The organism is Pseudarthrobacter sp. GQ63 (assembly GCF_059758765.1).
The window spans coordinates 56,823-70,833 of record NZ_JCAXEF010000009.1 but is presented as its reverse complement, the minus strand read 5'-3'; the positions used below and the strand labels follow the sequence as shown (position 1 = coordinate 70,833).

General features: G+C 67.6%; 12 protein-coding genes. 2 read left to right on the top strand and 10 right to left on the bottom strand.

What is annotated here, in order from left to right; all coding sequences use genetic code 11:
* Positions 1-15 precede the first annotated feature (15 nt).
* Entirely contained in the window at positions 16-1,104 is a 1,089-nt protein-coding gene (locus AC6CHP_RS14865; RefSeq protein WP_498230703.1) for an NAD(P)/FAD-dependent oxidoreductase, read from the bottom strand.
* 48 nt (positions 1,105-1,152) lie between these two features.
* Entirely contained in the window at positions 1,153-1,896 is a 744-nt protein-coding gene (locus AC6CHP_RS14860) for a TSUP family transporter (protein WP_188732137.1), read from the bottom strand.
* A gap of 77 nt (positions 1,897-1,973) precedes the next feature.
* On the opposite strand from AC6CHP_RS14860, the gene AC6CHP_RS14855 reads away from it, so the two are divergent.
* Positions 1,974-3,443, top strand: a complete 1,470-nt coding sequence (locus AC6CHP_RS14855) for a lipase maturation factor family protein (RefSeq protein WP_498230700.1) — start codon at positions 1,974-1,976, stop codon at positions 3,441-3,443.
* Between the two features lie 9 nt (positions 3,444-3,452).
* Here AC6CHP_RS14855 and AC6CHP_RS14850 read toward each other — a convergent pair whose 3' ends face one another.
* From AC6CHP_RS14850 to AC6CHP_RS14820, 7 genes are read right to left on the bottom strand one after another with little or no spacing between them, the layout of a single operon-like run.
* Positions 3,453-4,292, bottom strand: coding sequence for an HpcH/HpaI aldolase/citrate lyase family protein (locus AC6CHP_RS14850; RefSeq protein WP_498230698.1), 840 nt, complete (start codon positions 4,290-4,292; stop codon positions 3,453-3,455).
* Positions 4,289-4,855: a MaoC family dehydratase gene (locus AC6CHP_RS14845; RefSeq protein ID WP_188732143.1), complete on the bottom strand. Its 567-nt coding sequence runs from the start codon at positions 4,853-4,855 to the stop codon at positions 4,289-4,291. The genes AC6CHP_RS14850 and AC6CHP_RS14845 overlap by 4 nt, the downstream gene beginning before the upstream one ends.
* Positions 4,852-5,619, bottom strand: coding sequence for a CoA transferase subunit B (locus tag AC6CHP_RS14840; protein ID WP_498230696.1), 768 nt, complete (start codon positions 5,617-5,619; stop codon positions 4,852-4,854). The genes AC6CHP_RS14845 and AC6CHP_RS14840 overlap by 4 nt, the downstream gene beginning before the upstream one ends.
* Before the next feature lie 2 nt (positions 5,620-5,621).
* Positions 5,622-6,431 (bottom strand): CoA transferase subunit A, encoded by an 810-nt coding sequence (locus AC6CHP_RS14835; RefSeq protein WP_427115267.1) that lies wholly within the window; start codon positions 6,429-6,431, stop codon positions 5,622-5,624.
* Positions 6,432-6,480: 49 nt separating this feature from the next.
* The gene (locus AC6CHP_RS14830) at positions 6,481-7,656 is read right to left on the bottom strand and encodes an acyl-CoA dehydrogenase family protein (protein WP_498230693.1); all 1,176 of its coding nucleotides are present in this window, start codon (positions 7,654-7,656) and stop codon (positions 6,481-6,483) included.
* A 2-nt stretch (positions 7,657-7,658) separates the two neighbouring features.
* The gene (locus AC6CHP_RS14825) at positions 7,659-9,950 is read right to left on the bottom strand and encodes an acetyl/propionyl/methylcrotonyl-CoA carboxylase subunit alpha (RefSeq protein WP_498230691.1); all 2,292 of its coding nucleotides are present in this window, start codon (positions 9,948-9,950) and stop codon (positions 7,659-7,661) included.
* Positions 9,951-9,958: 8 nt separating this feature from the next.
* Positions 9,959-11,566 carry a carboxyl transferase domain-containing protein gene (locus tag AC6CHP_RS14820; protein ID WP_498230689.1) on the bottom strand — a complete coding sequence of 536 codons (1,608 nt, stop codon included), beginning with the start codon at positions 11,564-11,566 and terminating at the stop codon, positions 9,959-9,961.
* A 144-nt stretch (positions 11,567-11,710) separates the two neighbouring features.
* Here AC6CHP_RS14820 and AC6CHP_RS14815 point away from each other — a divergent pair, with 144 nt between their 5' ends.
* Complete coding sequence (locus AC6CHP_RS14815; RefSeq protein WP_188732150.1) at positions 11,711-12,418, top strand: SACE_7040 family transcriptional regulator; 708 nt, start codon at positions 11,711-11,713, stop codon at positions 12,416-12,418.
* 74 nt (positions 12,419-12,492) lie between these two features.
* Here the strand turns inward: AC6CHP_RS14815 and AC6CHP_RS14810 are convergent, their stop codons facing one another.
* On the bottom strand, positions 12,493-14,004 hold the full coding sequence (locus AC6CHP_RS14810; RefSeq protein WP_498230687.1) for a dihydrolipoamide acetyltransferase family protein: 1,512 nt from the start codon (positions 14,002-14,004) through the stop codon (positions 12,493-12,495).
* Between the last annotated feature and the right edge of the window lie 7 nt (positions 14,005-14,011).

Here is a 14,011-nt window from a genome sequence, read left to right as displayed (position 1 = left end):
GTGCCGCCCGGCCGTTCAGGACCTTCCAAGCTGCGATTCAGGCCGCAGGACTGCGGGCACGACGCCGGACAGTGCTGTTTCTGCCAGCGCCTCCCCCAGCGCCGGCGCCTGCTTGAAGAGGTTGTGCCCGGCCACGGCGCTGACGCTGCCGGCTGACCAGATTCCCACGCCGTCATCGCCCCACGGCAGTCGCGTCACCCAGCAGTGGACGTAGCCGGCCGGTTCGGGATCGAGGCCGGGCAGCGCAGTCCGCACGTAGGCTGCGGCACGCGCCGCCAACGACTCCAGGGCAGCCGGGTCGGCGAGGCTCCCGTCCTGGCGCACGTCGGTTGTTTCGCTCAAGCCCACTGAGTAACGCAGGTTGTCGGCCGAGGGCGCCGCGTAAACGCCGGTCTCCCCGAATACCCCGCTGCCGTCCTGGAATGTTGGCAGCGGGGCAGGCGTGACATCCCGCACGCGGAACGTCACGCGGGCGTGCGCGGCAAGTTCAACGGGTATGTCCAGTCCGGCGCCCCGCGCCAGGGCTGCCGTGCCGCGTCCGGCGCACAGGACTGCATGGTCGAACCGGTCCACGCGGGTCCCGGTCCGGACCTCCACACCCTGGCCGGGAGTGGGCCGGACAGCCATGACATGGTCCGCCACGAGGGCGTCCTTGAGCTTGCCGGCCAGGGCCCGGAACGCGGCGCTGGTGCGGATTGCCCCGCCGTGGGCATCGAGCATCGCCTTGCCGTGGAAGTCTGCGAGGATCGGCAGCGCGGCCGCAAGTTGTCCAGGGGTAAGCAGCCTAATAGGGACTCCGGGCAGGCCGCTGAGAACGCGGAGCTTGTCCTCCACGCTGTCCCCAATAGCCACCGCACCGGCGCCGGAGACCAGTTCCACACCGAAGTCCGCCTCCCACTCCCGCCAGAGGGCGCGGCTGTGACGCACGAACGAGGCCAGCCGGACGTCGTCGTGGGCGTGCCGGAAGATCCTCGATTCCCCGGCTGACTGTCCTGAGCCCGGGGTCCCGGACTCGTAGACAGTGACGTCCGCGCCTGCCTTCTGGAGGGCATGGGCTGTGGACAGCCCGACGATACCTGCACCTATTACCGCAACACGTGTCATGGATCCAGCAAAACATGTTTGTGCAGGCCGGCGCACCGGGCCACGTACTCAGGCGGCCGCGAGTTCCACCAGGCCCTTGGCCAGCGTGGCCACGGCACCCAGGTAGGCAATGATTGTGACGATGCGGCGGGCGGACGCGGGGCGCACCCGGCCGGCCAGCAGGTCGCCCGCAGCGATGCCCGCAACCATCGCTGCCAGGATCGCCAGCCACTGCCAGCCTTCCAAGGCAGGGACGTGCCCGCCGGACAGCACGTACTTGGTGAGCAGCGACGTGAACCCGGTGGTGATGAAGTACGGCTGGAGGGTGGCGCTGAAGCTCTTCTGCTCCCATCGGGTGGCGATGGCATAGGCCGTGATGGCAGGACCGCCAACGCCCGCGGCGGCATTCATCAGGCCGCTGGAAAACCCCAGGGACGCCATGGGGACCGGGCCGCTGGCACGCCAGGAACTCCTGGTCAGCCGCTGGGACGCGAGCAGGGCGATGAGGAGCAGGACACCGATGCAGATCTGCAGCGGGGCTTCCGGCACGTTGCTCGCCAGCCAGGCACCGGGCAATACGCCGGCCAGTGCTGCGAGCGCCAGCCCGAAGTACTTCTTCCAGGCGACGTGCCGCCACACCCGGGAGAGGATAAGGAGCGATGACGTGGCGCCGCAAAGATTGACGATCATCACGCCGTCGAAAGGGCCCAGGAGCACCACCAGCACCGGGGAAACGAGCAGCCCAAAGCCCAGGCCCGCGATCCGCTGGGCCAGCGCGCCTGCAATAACGGCGATCAGCACCAGCACGAACATCCCTCGATCCTAGTGGCATCCCCCTGGTGGGGTTCCCCTGTGGCATCCCTGACGGGCGTCGGCGTAACGTGGGTTGCGTGGACTGGCTCTCCTGGTTCGATGCGCCGGAATACGAATTCGCGCGGCAGGTGCTGCAGCGGGGTGTGGCGGCCCTGTACTTCGTCGCGTTCCTGTCCTCGCTGAACCAGTTCCCGGCGCTTCTGGGTGAGCGGGGCCTTCTCCCGGTACCCGACTTCCTGTCCGGTTTCAGCCGCCTGCGGCGGCCCACGCTGTTCCGCTGGCGGTACACGGACCGGCTGCTGCGCTGGGTGTGTGCCGCCGGGCTGCTGGTGTCGGCGCTGCTGGTGGCCGGCATCCCGCAGCAGGGCCCGCCTTGGGTTCCACTCGTCGCCTTCCTGGCCCTGTGGCTGCTGTATATGTCCATCGTCAATGTGGGACAGACGTTCTACGGCTTCGGCTGGGAGATGCTGCTCCTGGAGGCCGGCTTCACCGTCGCTTTCCTGGGCTCGGACCAGACCGACCCGCCGCGCACCATCCTGATCCTGATCGTGTGGCTGGTGTTCCGGCTGGAATTCGGTGCCGGGATGATCAAGATCCGCGGCGGCCGGGAATGGCGTGACCTGACGGCCCTGTACTACCACCACGAGACCCAGCCGATGCCTGGGCCGCTGAGCCGGCAGGCGCACCTCCTGCCGAAGCCCCTGCACAAGGTTGAAGTCCTCGGCAACCACTTCGCCCAGCTCGTGGTGCCGTTCTTCCTGTTCGCACCCCAGCCCGTCGCCAGCGTGGCCGCGGGGATCGTCATTTTCACGCAGCTGTGGCTGGTGGCCACAGGCAACTTCGCCTGGCTGAACTGGATTGCCATCGTGCTGGCCTTCGCCGCCGTTAGCGATCCCGTTGCGCATGCCGTGCTGCCGGCCATCCCCCTGGACTGGCACGGCCAGGCCGGCGTGGAGAGGGAGACTCCCCTGTGGTGGCTGGCCCTTACCCTGGCGGCCACGCTGCTGCTGGCGGTCCTCAGCTACTGGCCGCTGCGCAACCTTTTCTCCCGCCGCCAGCTGATGAATGCCAGCTTCAACCGGTGGCAGCTGGTCAATACCTACGGGGCATTCGGCACCGTGACCAAGCAGCGGATTGAGATTGTGGTGGAGGGAACCTTCGACGAGGATCCGGACGAGTCCTCCGACTGGCGGGAGTACGGTTTCAGGGGCAAGCCGGGTGACGTCCGCAGGCTCCCCCGGCAGTGGGCGCCCTACCACCTGCGGCTTGACTGGCTGATGTGGTTCCTGCCGCTGAGGACCGTCCACGAGGAATGGTTCTACGCCTTCCTGGGAAAGCTGCTGGAGGCGGACCGGCAGACCCTGCGGCTCCTCCGCCATGACCCGTTCGACGGCGCACCGCCGCGCTGGGTGCGCGTGCGCAGCTACCACTACCGCTTTGCCAGCCGGAAAGAGTTCAGGAAGACCGGGAACCGTTGGGTGCGGACGCTGCTCTACGAGCCGATTCCGCCGTTGTCACTGCGGCGCTCCCCCGGGCGGCCGGGGTGAGCGGGCCGGCTACCCGATGGCCTGGGCGCGGCGGATGATTTCCTGGGCGTGCTTGAGGATGGGACCGTCGATCATCTTTCCCTGGTGCTGGAACACTCCCGAGCCGGCCGATGCTGCAGCCTCGAGGAGGGCTTCAGCAGCCGCGACGTCGGCAGCGGAGGGTGCGTAGGCGGCCCGGACCACAGCGGCCTGGCTCGGATGGATGCACGCTTTGGAGCTGAAGCCGGAGGCCACGGCGTCGGCCGCTTCCTCCGCCAGCCCGGCCAGATTCGGGATGTCCGTGTACACAGCGTCCACCGCCTCCTTGCCGTGGGCGCGCGCAGCCAGCAGCACGGCGGAACGGGCGTGCAGCGCCACGGCCCGGTAACCGCCGTCGGCCGTCCTGCTGGAGGTTCCGCCCAGCGATGCCAGCAGGTCCTCTGCCCCCCACATCAGGCCCACCACGTTGGGGGCGGCGGCAATGGCGGGGGCATTGAGGACTCCCAGCGCTGTTTCACACAGCGCGATGACTTTGTAACCGTCCAGGGCTTCAAGCTGCTGGACAGTTTCCGTCTTGGCCAGCATGACCGTCCGGTAGGGCGTGTGGGCAAGGCAGTGAAGATCCTTCTCGAACTCCTCGGTGCCTGCGGGGTTTACCCGCACGATGGTGCAGCTGGGTTCAAGCTCCGGCTCCACCCCGGTGGTCCCCACTTGGGCCAGGATGGCGCCGCGGGCACGCTGCTTGTCCGCTGGTGCCACGGCGTCCTCAAGGTCCAGGATGACGGCGTCCGCCCGGGCAGCGGCCTTCTGGTAGCGCTCGGGCCGGTCGGCGGGGCAGAACAGCAGGGCAGGGCCCATTACGAAAGTCATACCGGCATTGTCTCCTGTCCGTTCCCCTGCCCTCTGCCGGGCTGGCCCGTATGGGCTTCCCGCGTCCACATCAGGCAGCTCCGCGTGGCAAGTGCCACCACCGTGCCGTCCTGGTTGCGGCCAGTGTGCTCCATGGTGACGATTCCCTGCCCGGGCCGGGAGCCCGAGAGCCGCTTTCCGCTGATGACCGTCTCGGTGTAGAGCGTGTCACCGTGGTAGAGCGGGTGCGGGAACGAGACCTCCGTCAGGCCCAGCTGCGCAATGATGGTCCCCTGCGTCAGCTGGGAAACGGACTGGCCCACCATGGTGGCCAGGGTGAACATGGAGTTCATGAGCCGCTGGCCGAAGGGCTGCCCGGCACTCCAGGCGGCATCCAGGTGCAGGGCCTGGGTGTTCATGGTGAGCGTGGTGAACAGGACGTTGTCCGCCTCTGTCACGGTGCGGCCAGGGCGGTGGGCGTACGTGACCCCTTCTTCCAGTTCCTCGAAGTACAGTCCCCGCTGTTCCACCACCCGCGGTTCCCCGCCGGTTGAGCCTGCCGCAGCGCCGCCACCGCCGCTCATACTGTCAGTTCCTGGTCCTCTTCGAACAGCTCGGCCCCGGTGGCGGCGGCAACGTCCTCCGCTGACACGTTGGGTGCCAGTTCGCGCAGCACCAGCCGGGACCCGTATTCGTCCGCCACGACGTCGATGACGGCCAGGTCCGTGATGATCCGGTCAACACAGCCTTTGCCGGTCAGCGGCAGGGAGCACTCCTGGACGATCTTCGGGTTACCGTTGCGGTCCACGTGCTCCATCATCACGATCACCTTCTTGGCGCCGAACACCAGGTCCATGGCGCCGCCCATTCCCTTGACCATCTTGCCCGGAATCATCCAGTTGGCCAGGTCACCGTTGGCGGCCACCTCCATGGCGCCCAGGACGGCCACGTCCACGTGGCCGCCGCGGATCATGCCGAAGGAAGAAGCCGAATCGAAGAACGCGGCACCCTTGTTGACGGTGATTGTCTCCTTGCCCGCGTTGATCAGGTCCGGATCAATGGCGTTTTCCTCCGGATAGGGGCCGACGCCGAGGATTCCGTTCTCCGAGTGGAGCACCACTTCCACTCCATCAGGAATGTAGTTGGGGATGAGGGTGGGCATGCCGATGCCGAGGTTGACGTACTGGCCGTTGCTGAGCTCCTTGGCCACCCGGGCCGCAAGTTCGTTCCGGGTCCACCCATTGGCGCCAGCTCCGTCCGCCTGCACCTCGTGCTGCTGCGCCGCCGCCCGGCGGTACTCTGGCCGCACGCCTTCGGGCCGGGGAGCGTCGGGGCTGTTGGGGTCCATGGCTATGCTCCTGCCTGCCGGGGGCTGCCGGCGTTGTGTGCGGATGCTGCCTGTCCGGGCCGGGCCAGGGCCACGGTCCGTTTCTCGATGCGTTTCTCCGCGTTTGCGGCAAGGACCACACGCTGGACGAAGATGCCCGGGGTGTGGATGTGTTCCGGGTCCAGCTCGCCCGGCTCCACGAGCTCCTCCACCTCGGCAATGGTGATCCTGCCGGCCATGGCGCACAGGGGGTTGAAGTTCATGGCGGTGGCGTGGAAGACCAGGTTTCCGTGCCGGTCCCCTTTCCAGGCATGGACAAGCCCGAAGTCCGGGGTCAAGGCTTCCTCCAGCACATAGTCGACCCCGCCGAAGGAGCGCACCTCCTTAGGTGCGGAAGCCACGGCAATCCCGCCCTCGGCGTCGTACTTTTGGGGCAGCCCGCCCTCTGACACCTGGGTGCCCACCCCTGCCTTGGTGTAGAAGCCAGGGATTCCGGCGCCGCCGGCGCGCAGCTTCTCGGCCAGGGTGCCCTGCGGGGTGAGCACCACCTCAAGCTCGCCGGCCAGGTACTGCCGGGCGAACTCCTTGTTCTCACCCACGTAGGAGCTGATGGTGCGGCGGATCCGCCCGTCCCGGAGCAGGATGCCGAGTCCCCAGTCGTCCACGCCGCAGTTGTTGCTGACGGTTTCCAGGTCCGTTGTCCCTGCTCGGTGCAGTGCGTCAATGAGGGTGACCGGGATTCCGCAGAGGCCGAATCCGCCCACCGCCAGGGACGCCCCGTCCGGGATGTCCGCTACGGCTTCCCCAGCGCTGGCAACAACCTTGTCAATCATCGGTGATCCTCTCAGGCCGGCTTCGGTGCCAGTTACAACAGTGCCAGTACTACAGACCCAGTTCGCGGGCGATCAGCATCAGCTGCACCTCCGTGGTGCCTTCCCCCACTTCAAGGATCTTGGAGTCGCGGTAGTGGCGTGCCACGGTGAACTCGTTGATGAAGCCATAGCCGCCGAATACCTGGGTGGCATCCCGCGCGTTGTCCATGGCTGCCTCGCCTGCGACCATCTTAGCGATGGCCGCCTGGGTCTTGAACGGCTTTCCGGCAAGCATACGGAAGGCCGCATCGTAGTAGGCCAGGCGCGCGGTGTGGGCACGGGCCTCCATGCGCGCGATCTTGAAGGAGATGGCCTGGTACTTGCCGATCTGGTGGCCGAAGGCGCTGCGCTCCTTGGCGTACTTGACCGACAGGTCCACGCAGCCCTGCGCTGCGCCCGCAGCCAGCGCGGCAATGGCGATCCGCCCTTCATCGAGGATGGACAGGAAATTGGCGTAGCCGCGGCCCTCCGCTCCCAGCAGGTTTTCTTCCGGAACGCGGACGTCCTTCAGCGTCAGCGGGTGGGTGTCCGAGGCGTTCCAGCCCACTTTGTTGTACGGCTTTTCGGCCTTGAACCCGGGGGTGTCCGTGGGCACCAGGATGGTGGAGATTTCCTTCTGCACCATGCCGTCCCCGCGTTCCTTTTGCCCGGTAACGGCGGTGACCGTCACCAGCCGGGTGATGTCCGTTCCGGAGTTGGTGATGAACTCCTTGTTGCCGTTGATCACCCAGTCTGTCTTGTCTCCGACGGTCTCTCGCCGCGCCGTGGTTTTGGTGCCGCCCGCGTCCGATCCTGCTTCCGGTTCAGTCAGCCCGAAGCCGGCGAGCGCCTGGCCGGACGCGAGCATGGGCAGCCACTCCTGTTTCTGGGCGTCGGTGCCGAAGCGGTAAATGGGCATGGCCCCCAACGAGACGCCGGCTTCCAGGGTGATGGCCACGGACTGGTCCACCCGGCCCAGCTGCTCAAGGGCAAGGGCAAGGGCGAAGTAGTCCCCGCCCATTCCGCCGAATTCCTCGGGGAAGGGCAGGCCGAACAGCCCCATTTCCGCCATCTGCTTGACGACGCCGTACGGGAAGCTGTGCTCTTCGTCGTGCTTGGCGGACACCGGCGCCACCACGGTGTCCGCGAAGTCCCGGACCGTGTCGCTGAGGTCCTGGTATTCCTCGCTGAGTTCAAAACCTGCCATGTCTAGGCTCCTTCGCCGTTGAATGCATCTGTGTCTGTGTTTGTGCCTGCGCCCGCGCCCGTATCTGCGTCTGTGTCTCCCGCGTGGGGGTGGATGGTGGCCAACACCTGGTCCGCCTTCACCAGGTCGCCGGGGCGGGCGGTGAGATGGACGGTGCCGTCCAGCGGGGCTACCAGCTGGTGCTCCATTTTCATGGCCTCGACCGAGACGAGAAGCTGGCCGGCCGCTACGGTGTCCCCGTCACTGACCGGAACGGAAACCACTGTTCCCGGCATGGGTGAACGCACCGCGGGATCGGTGGCACCCTCCTCCCGCTGGAGGGCCGCAAGCACCCGGTCAAGCCGTGCTTCCCGGCTCAGTACGTCCAGCCGGCAGGACCAGCCCTCATTGCCCAGGAACAGTTCCGCAGGTATGCCGGCAACCGGCGAATCACGCGTTGGGTCCGCCGGGCCGCGGAAGACCGGCGCGATGGAGTAGGTACTGGTGCGACCGTCGAGGGTCAGCACTGCCTGCCGCCGGGAGGGGAATTCCAGCCGTGCCGGCCGAACAGGCCCGTCCCCCACAGCCACAAGCAACGTCCTTCCGGAAACAGTGCCGTCCAGGGCAGTGCCGTCCGCTTCCGCCCCCGCATCCCGGGTGCCGCTGACACGCACGGCCGCAACGCCGCCGTCGGGCGTTCCCAGGCTGACCAGGCGCGGCGCCGGCGCCCCAAGCCGCCAGCCGTTGCGTGCCTGCCAGAGCCCCGGGGCCGGCGGCGTGTTGTTCTGTTCCTCCATGGCGAGGGTGAAGAGCGCTGCCGCCGCCAGCTCGGCGTCGGCAACCCTCCGGAAGGACAAACCGGGCAGTTTGCGTTCGATCAGCCCGGTCTCCAGCCGCCCGGCGCGGACATCGGCATCATTGATCAGCAGCCGCAGGTATTCCACGTTGGTGTCCAGGCCGAGCGCCGTATAGCCGGCGAGCGCCGCGTCCAGGGTGTCCAGGGCGGCTGTGCGGTCCTCCCCCCAGGCGATGACCTTGGAGATCATGGGGTCGTAGCTGGAGGAAACCTCCACGCCCTCCACCAGGGACGAGTCCACCCGCACCCTGCCGCGGGGCGTGTCCATTGCCACGCGGGCGGGGGCACCGGGACGTTGCTGTGGACCGGGCAGTTCGTCCAGCAGCAGCACAGTTCCGGTGGAGGGCAGGAAGTTCCTCTCGGGGACCTCTGCGTAGACGCGCGCTTCCGCGGCGTGGCCGTGGAGTTCGACGTCGGCCTGCCGGACGGTGAGTTCCCCGCCGGCGGCGATCCGCACCTGCCACTCGACGAGGTCGATGCCGGTAACCATCTCCGTGACGGGGTGCTCAACCTGCAGCCTGGTGTTCATCTCCATGAAGTAGAACTGGTCCGGCGCGTCGTCGGAGACGAGGAATTCGACCGTTCCGGCGCCGCTGTAGTTCACGCTGCGGGCCGCGTTGCAGGCCGCTTCACCGATGCGGGCGCGGATGGCGGCGCCGTCCGGCAGGGCCTCGAGCAGCGGCGACGGCGCCTCCTCGATGACCTTCTGGTGCCGCCGCTGCAGTGAACACTCGCGTTCGCCCAGGTGGATGACGTTGCCGTGGCTGTCCGCCAGGACCTGCACCTCGATGTGCCGCGGGGTGGTAACCAGGCGTTCCAGGAACAGGGTGTCGTCGCCGAACGCACTGGCCGCCACCCGCCTGGCCGTGGCCAGCGTGGCCGCAAGGTCTTCTGGGCGCTGCACCACATGCATGCCCTTGCCCCCGCCGCCCGCGGAGGGCTTGATCAGCAGCGGAAAACCCACGCCCGCGGCCGCGTCAACCAGCTCCGCATCGCTCATCCCCGGTTGTGCCACGCCGGGCACCACGGGGACGCCGTAGCCCGCCACATGGTTCTTGGACCGGATCTTGTCCCCCATGATGTTCAGGGCCTCCACGCCCGGGCCGATGAACGCGATCCCGGCCTGTTCCAGGGCCCGGGCGAATTCCACGTTCTCGCTGAGGAAGCCGTAGCCGGGGTGCACGGCCTCCGCCCCGGTCCTGCGGCAGGCCTCGATGATCGCCCCGATGTTCAGGTAGCTCTCCGCGGCGGCTGCCGGGCCGATCCTGACGGCGGTGTCCGCTTCGCGCACGTGCCGGGCACCGGCGTCGGCATCGCTGTAGACGGCCACCGGGCGGATGCCCAGGGCCTTGAGCGTCCGGATCACGCGGCAGGCGATTTCGCCGCGGTTGGCCACCAGGACGGTGCCGAACATGGGCCTGGTGGCGGCGGGGGTGCCGGCCAGGGAAGGGGTGGTCATGTGCTCGCTCACATCCTGAAGAGGCCGAAGGAGGTTTCCGGCAACGGCGTGCGGGCCACCACGTCCAGTGCCAGGCCCAGGACGGTGCGTGTATCGGCCGGATCGATCACGCCGTCGTCCCAGAGACGGGCCGTGGAGTAGTACGGGCTGCCCTGCTCCTCGTACTGCTGGCGGATGGGTGCCTTGAAGGCTTCCTCGTCCTCGGCGGACCATTCCTGTCCGGCGGCTTCGTACTGGTCCCGTTTGACGGTGGCGAGGACGCTTGAGGCCTGGTTGCCGCCCATGACCGAGATCCGGGCGGCCGGCCACATCCACAGGAACCGCGGTGAATAGGCACGCCCGCACATGGAGTAGTTGCCTGCACCGAAGGAACCGCCAATGACCACTGTCAGCTTGGGCACCCGGGCGGTGGCTACGGCGGTGACCATCTTGGCCCCGTTCTTGGCGATGCCGCCCTGTTCCGAGTCCCTGCCCACCATGAAACCGGAGATGTTCTGCAGGAAGACCAGCGGAATGCCGCGCTGGTCGCAGAGTTCGATGAAGTGGGCCCCCTTGAGTGAGGATTCGCTGAAAAGGACGCCGTTGTTGGCCACGATCCCCACAGGGTGCCCGTGCAGCCGCGCGAACCCGGTGACCAGCGTGGCGCCGTACTCCTTCTTGAATTCGTGGAACCGGCTGCCGTCCACCAGCCGGGCAATGACCTCGTGGACGTCGTAGGCGGCGTTGACGTCCGTGGGGACGGCACCGTAGAGCTCCTCCGGTTCCACGGACGGTTCGACGGCGGCGTCCACCTCCCAGGCGGGCGGCGCAGAAGACGGGAGCGTGGACACGATGTCCCGGATGATCTGCAGCGCGTGTTCGTCGTTTTCGGCGAGGTGGTCGGTGACGCCGGAGATCCTCGAATGCACTTCCCCGCCGCCAAGCTCCTCCGGCGTGACGATTTCGCCGATCGCAGCCTTCACCAGCGGCGGCCCGCCCAGGAAGATGGTGCCCTGGTTCCGGACAATCACTGTTTCGTCGCTCATGGCCGGCACGTAGGCTCCGCCGGCCGTGCAGGACCCCATGACCGAGGCGATCTGGGGAATCTTGGCAGCTGAGAGCCGGGCCTGGTTGTAGAAGATACGGCCGAAGTGGTCCCGGTCCGGAAACACCTCGTCCTGTTTTGGCAGGAAGGCCCCGCCGGAATCCACCAGGTAGATGCACGGGAGCCTGTTCTCGAGGGCTATCTCCTGGGCCCGCAGGTGTTTCTTCACCGTCAGCGGATAGTAGGTCCCGCCCTTGACCGTGGCGTCGTTGGAAATCACCAGCACGTGGCGGCCGTGGACCAGGCCGATGCCTGCAATGACGCCCGCGCCGGGGGCCTCGTTGTTGTACATGCCGTTGGCGGCCAGCGGAGCGATCTCAAGGAAGGGGCTGCCGTCATCCAGCAACCGGTCGATGCGCTCGCGGGGCAGGAGCTTGCCCCGGCCCATATGCCGCTGCCTCGACTTTTCCGGTCCGCCCAGGGCAGCGTCCGCGAGCCTTTTCCGCAGGTCCTCCGTCAGCAGAAGCTGGGCTTCGCGGTTTGCCACGAACGTGCTGCTGGCGGGGTCGATCCTGCTGGCAAGGGTCTCCATCGACGCGTCCTGTTCCTGTTCCGGCCGGGGCAAGAAGGCCAACTCGGTTAGTACTCAATAACTGAAATTCAGGTTAGTCTCGATTAACTGTGATGTCCAACACAGCAGCTGCCTTGCTAGACTTCCGGGGTCCGAGGAGGAATTGTGCCAAGCACCGACGCCGCTGCGGCCAGCAGCACGACCCAGCCCAGTGGCACATCCCAGCCCGCCAGCCCGCCCGAGCCCAGCAGCCCAAACCAGTCCCCCAGCACAACCCAGCGCAGCCTGGCCAAGGAGAACCGCCGCCAGGCGCTCCTGTCCGCTGCAGCTTCGCTGTTCGCGCTGCACGGGTTCAGCCGTGTCTCCCTGGAGGATCTGGGCGCCGCCGCCGGCGTCAGCGGCCCGGCCGTTTACCGACACTTTCCCGGCAAGCAGGCAGTCCTGGCGGACCTCCTGGTCACCGTCAGCCAGGAACTCCTGGACGGCGGGCGCCGGGTGGCGGCAGAAAACGCCGATCCCCTGGCGGCCCTGCGCAGCCTGGTGGCGTTCCAGGTGGACTTCGCGCTGGGGAAGCCGGACGTCATCAGGGTCCAGGACAGGGATTTCAGCTGCCTCTCCGATGAGGACCAGGCGGCTGTCAGGACCCTCCAACGGAGCTATGTGGAGGTGTGGGTGGAGGTCCTCGCGGGGCTCCATCCCGAGACCGACGCTTCGGAGCTCCGGATGCGGGCCCATGCCACGTTCGGGCTCATCAACTCCACCCCCCACTCGGTCCGGAGCCACGGGAGGAAGATGGCGTCCGGAACCGCCCGGCCCCTGCTCGAGAGCATGGCCCTGGCCGCGCTGCTGGCGGACTCCCAGACCACCCCCTGAAGCCCGGAGTTTTTGTCCGGATATGCAGGCTTAAACCGGTTGGAACCCTGCGTATCCGGACAAGAACTCGAGGGTCACACCATGGTCAGCACCAGGCCGGGATCCGCGAGGATGGCACCGACGTCGGCAAGGAAGCGCGAGCCCTGTTCGCCGTCCACCAGCCGGTGGTCGAAGGAAAGGCTGAGGGTCATCACCTGGCGCAGGGCAATGTCCCCCCGGCACTCCCAAGGCATCCTGCGCACGGCTCCCAGGGCAAGGATCGCCGCTTCGCCGGGGTTGAGGATGGGGGTGCCGGCGTCAATCCCGAAAACACCAATGTTGGTGATCGAGACCGTGCCGCCGGCGAGGTCGGCCGGAGGGGTCTTGCCGGCACGGGCCGTGTCGGCGAGCGCTGAGAGGGCTTGCGCCAGCTGGGCCAGGGACAACGAATCCGCGTCCTTGATATTGGGGACCGTGAGCCCTCGGGGCGTGGCGGCTGCAATGCCCAGGTTCACGTAATGGAACGTGATGATCTCCTGGTTCTCCCCGTCCCAGCGCGAGTTGAGGGAAGGATTGCGCCGGAGGGCGATCAGCACCGCTTTCGCGGCCAGGGTCAGCGGCGTGAGTTTGACGCCCGCGAACTCCCGGCTGTCCCGGAGCCTGGCGAGCAGTTCCATGGACGGCGTGACGTCGACCGTCAGGAACTCGGTGGCATGCGGCGCGGTGAAGGCACTCTGCACCATGGCTGCGGCCGTGAACTTGCGGACCCCTTTGATGGCGGTGCGCGTTTCCCGCGCACCCCCGCCGGCCTGCACACCCGCATGGTCCGCGGCAGCCGCGCCGGCCGATGCTGCGCCCGCGGACTGGCTGTCCATGAAGTGCTGGACGTCCTCCCGGGTAATCAGTCCCTGGGGTCCGGTACCGGTAACCCTGGCCAGGTCTACGCCAAGGTCTTTGGCCAGCTTCCGGACAGGCGGGGTGGACCGTGGGCGCTCGCCTGCGGGATGCTCTGACGCAGCCGCGAGGTGCTCAACCGCGGGGGTTTTGGCCACATCAGGCGTGGCCTCCACGGACATGGCGTCGGCAGACGTGGTCTCGGCAGACGTTGTGTCGGTGCGCGTGGTTGCCGCGGGCGTCGAACCGGCAGGACCAGCCACCGGGAAGGTCCGCGGGCGCCGTGCGGGCCGGCCAGTGCTTTCGACGACGGCACCGTAGCCCACGAGGTTCGGCTCCCTCTTGGGGGTCCCGGCGGAGCTCTCCCCCGCTGCCTGCCCCGCAGCCTCCCTAACATCCTCGCCCGAGTCCTTGCCCGCATCCCTGACCGAAGCGGCGGCGCCGCCTGCCCCGGAAGGTGCCGGGCCGGCGTCGTCCGCCACCTCGAAGGAGACGATCGGCTTGCCCACCTCCACGACGGCTCCCGGCTGTTCGTGGAGCTCTTTGATGACCCCGGCAAACGGGGACGGGAGCTCCACCACAGCCTTGGCAGTCTCAACCTCGGCGATCACCTGGTTTAGCGAGACGGTATCGCCCACCCCCACCTTCCAGCTGAGGATCTCCGATTCGGTGAGGCCCTCGCCCAGGTCCGGCAGCCGGAATTCCTTGATCATGGTCCCG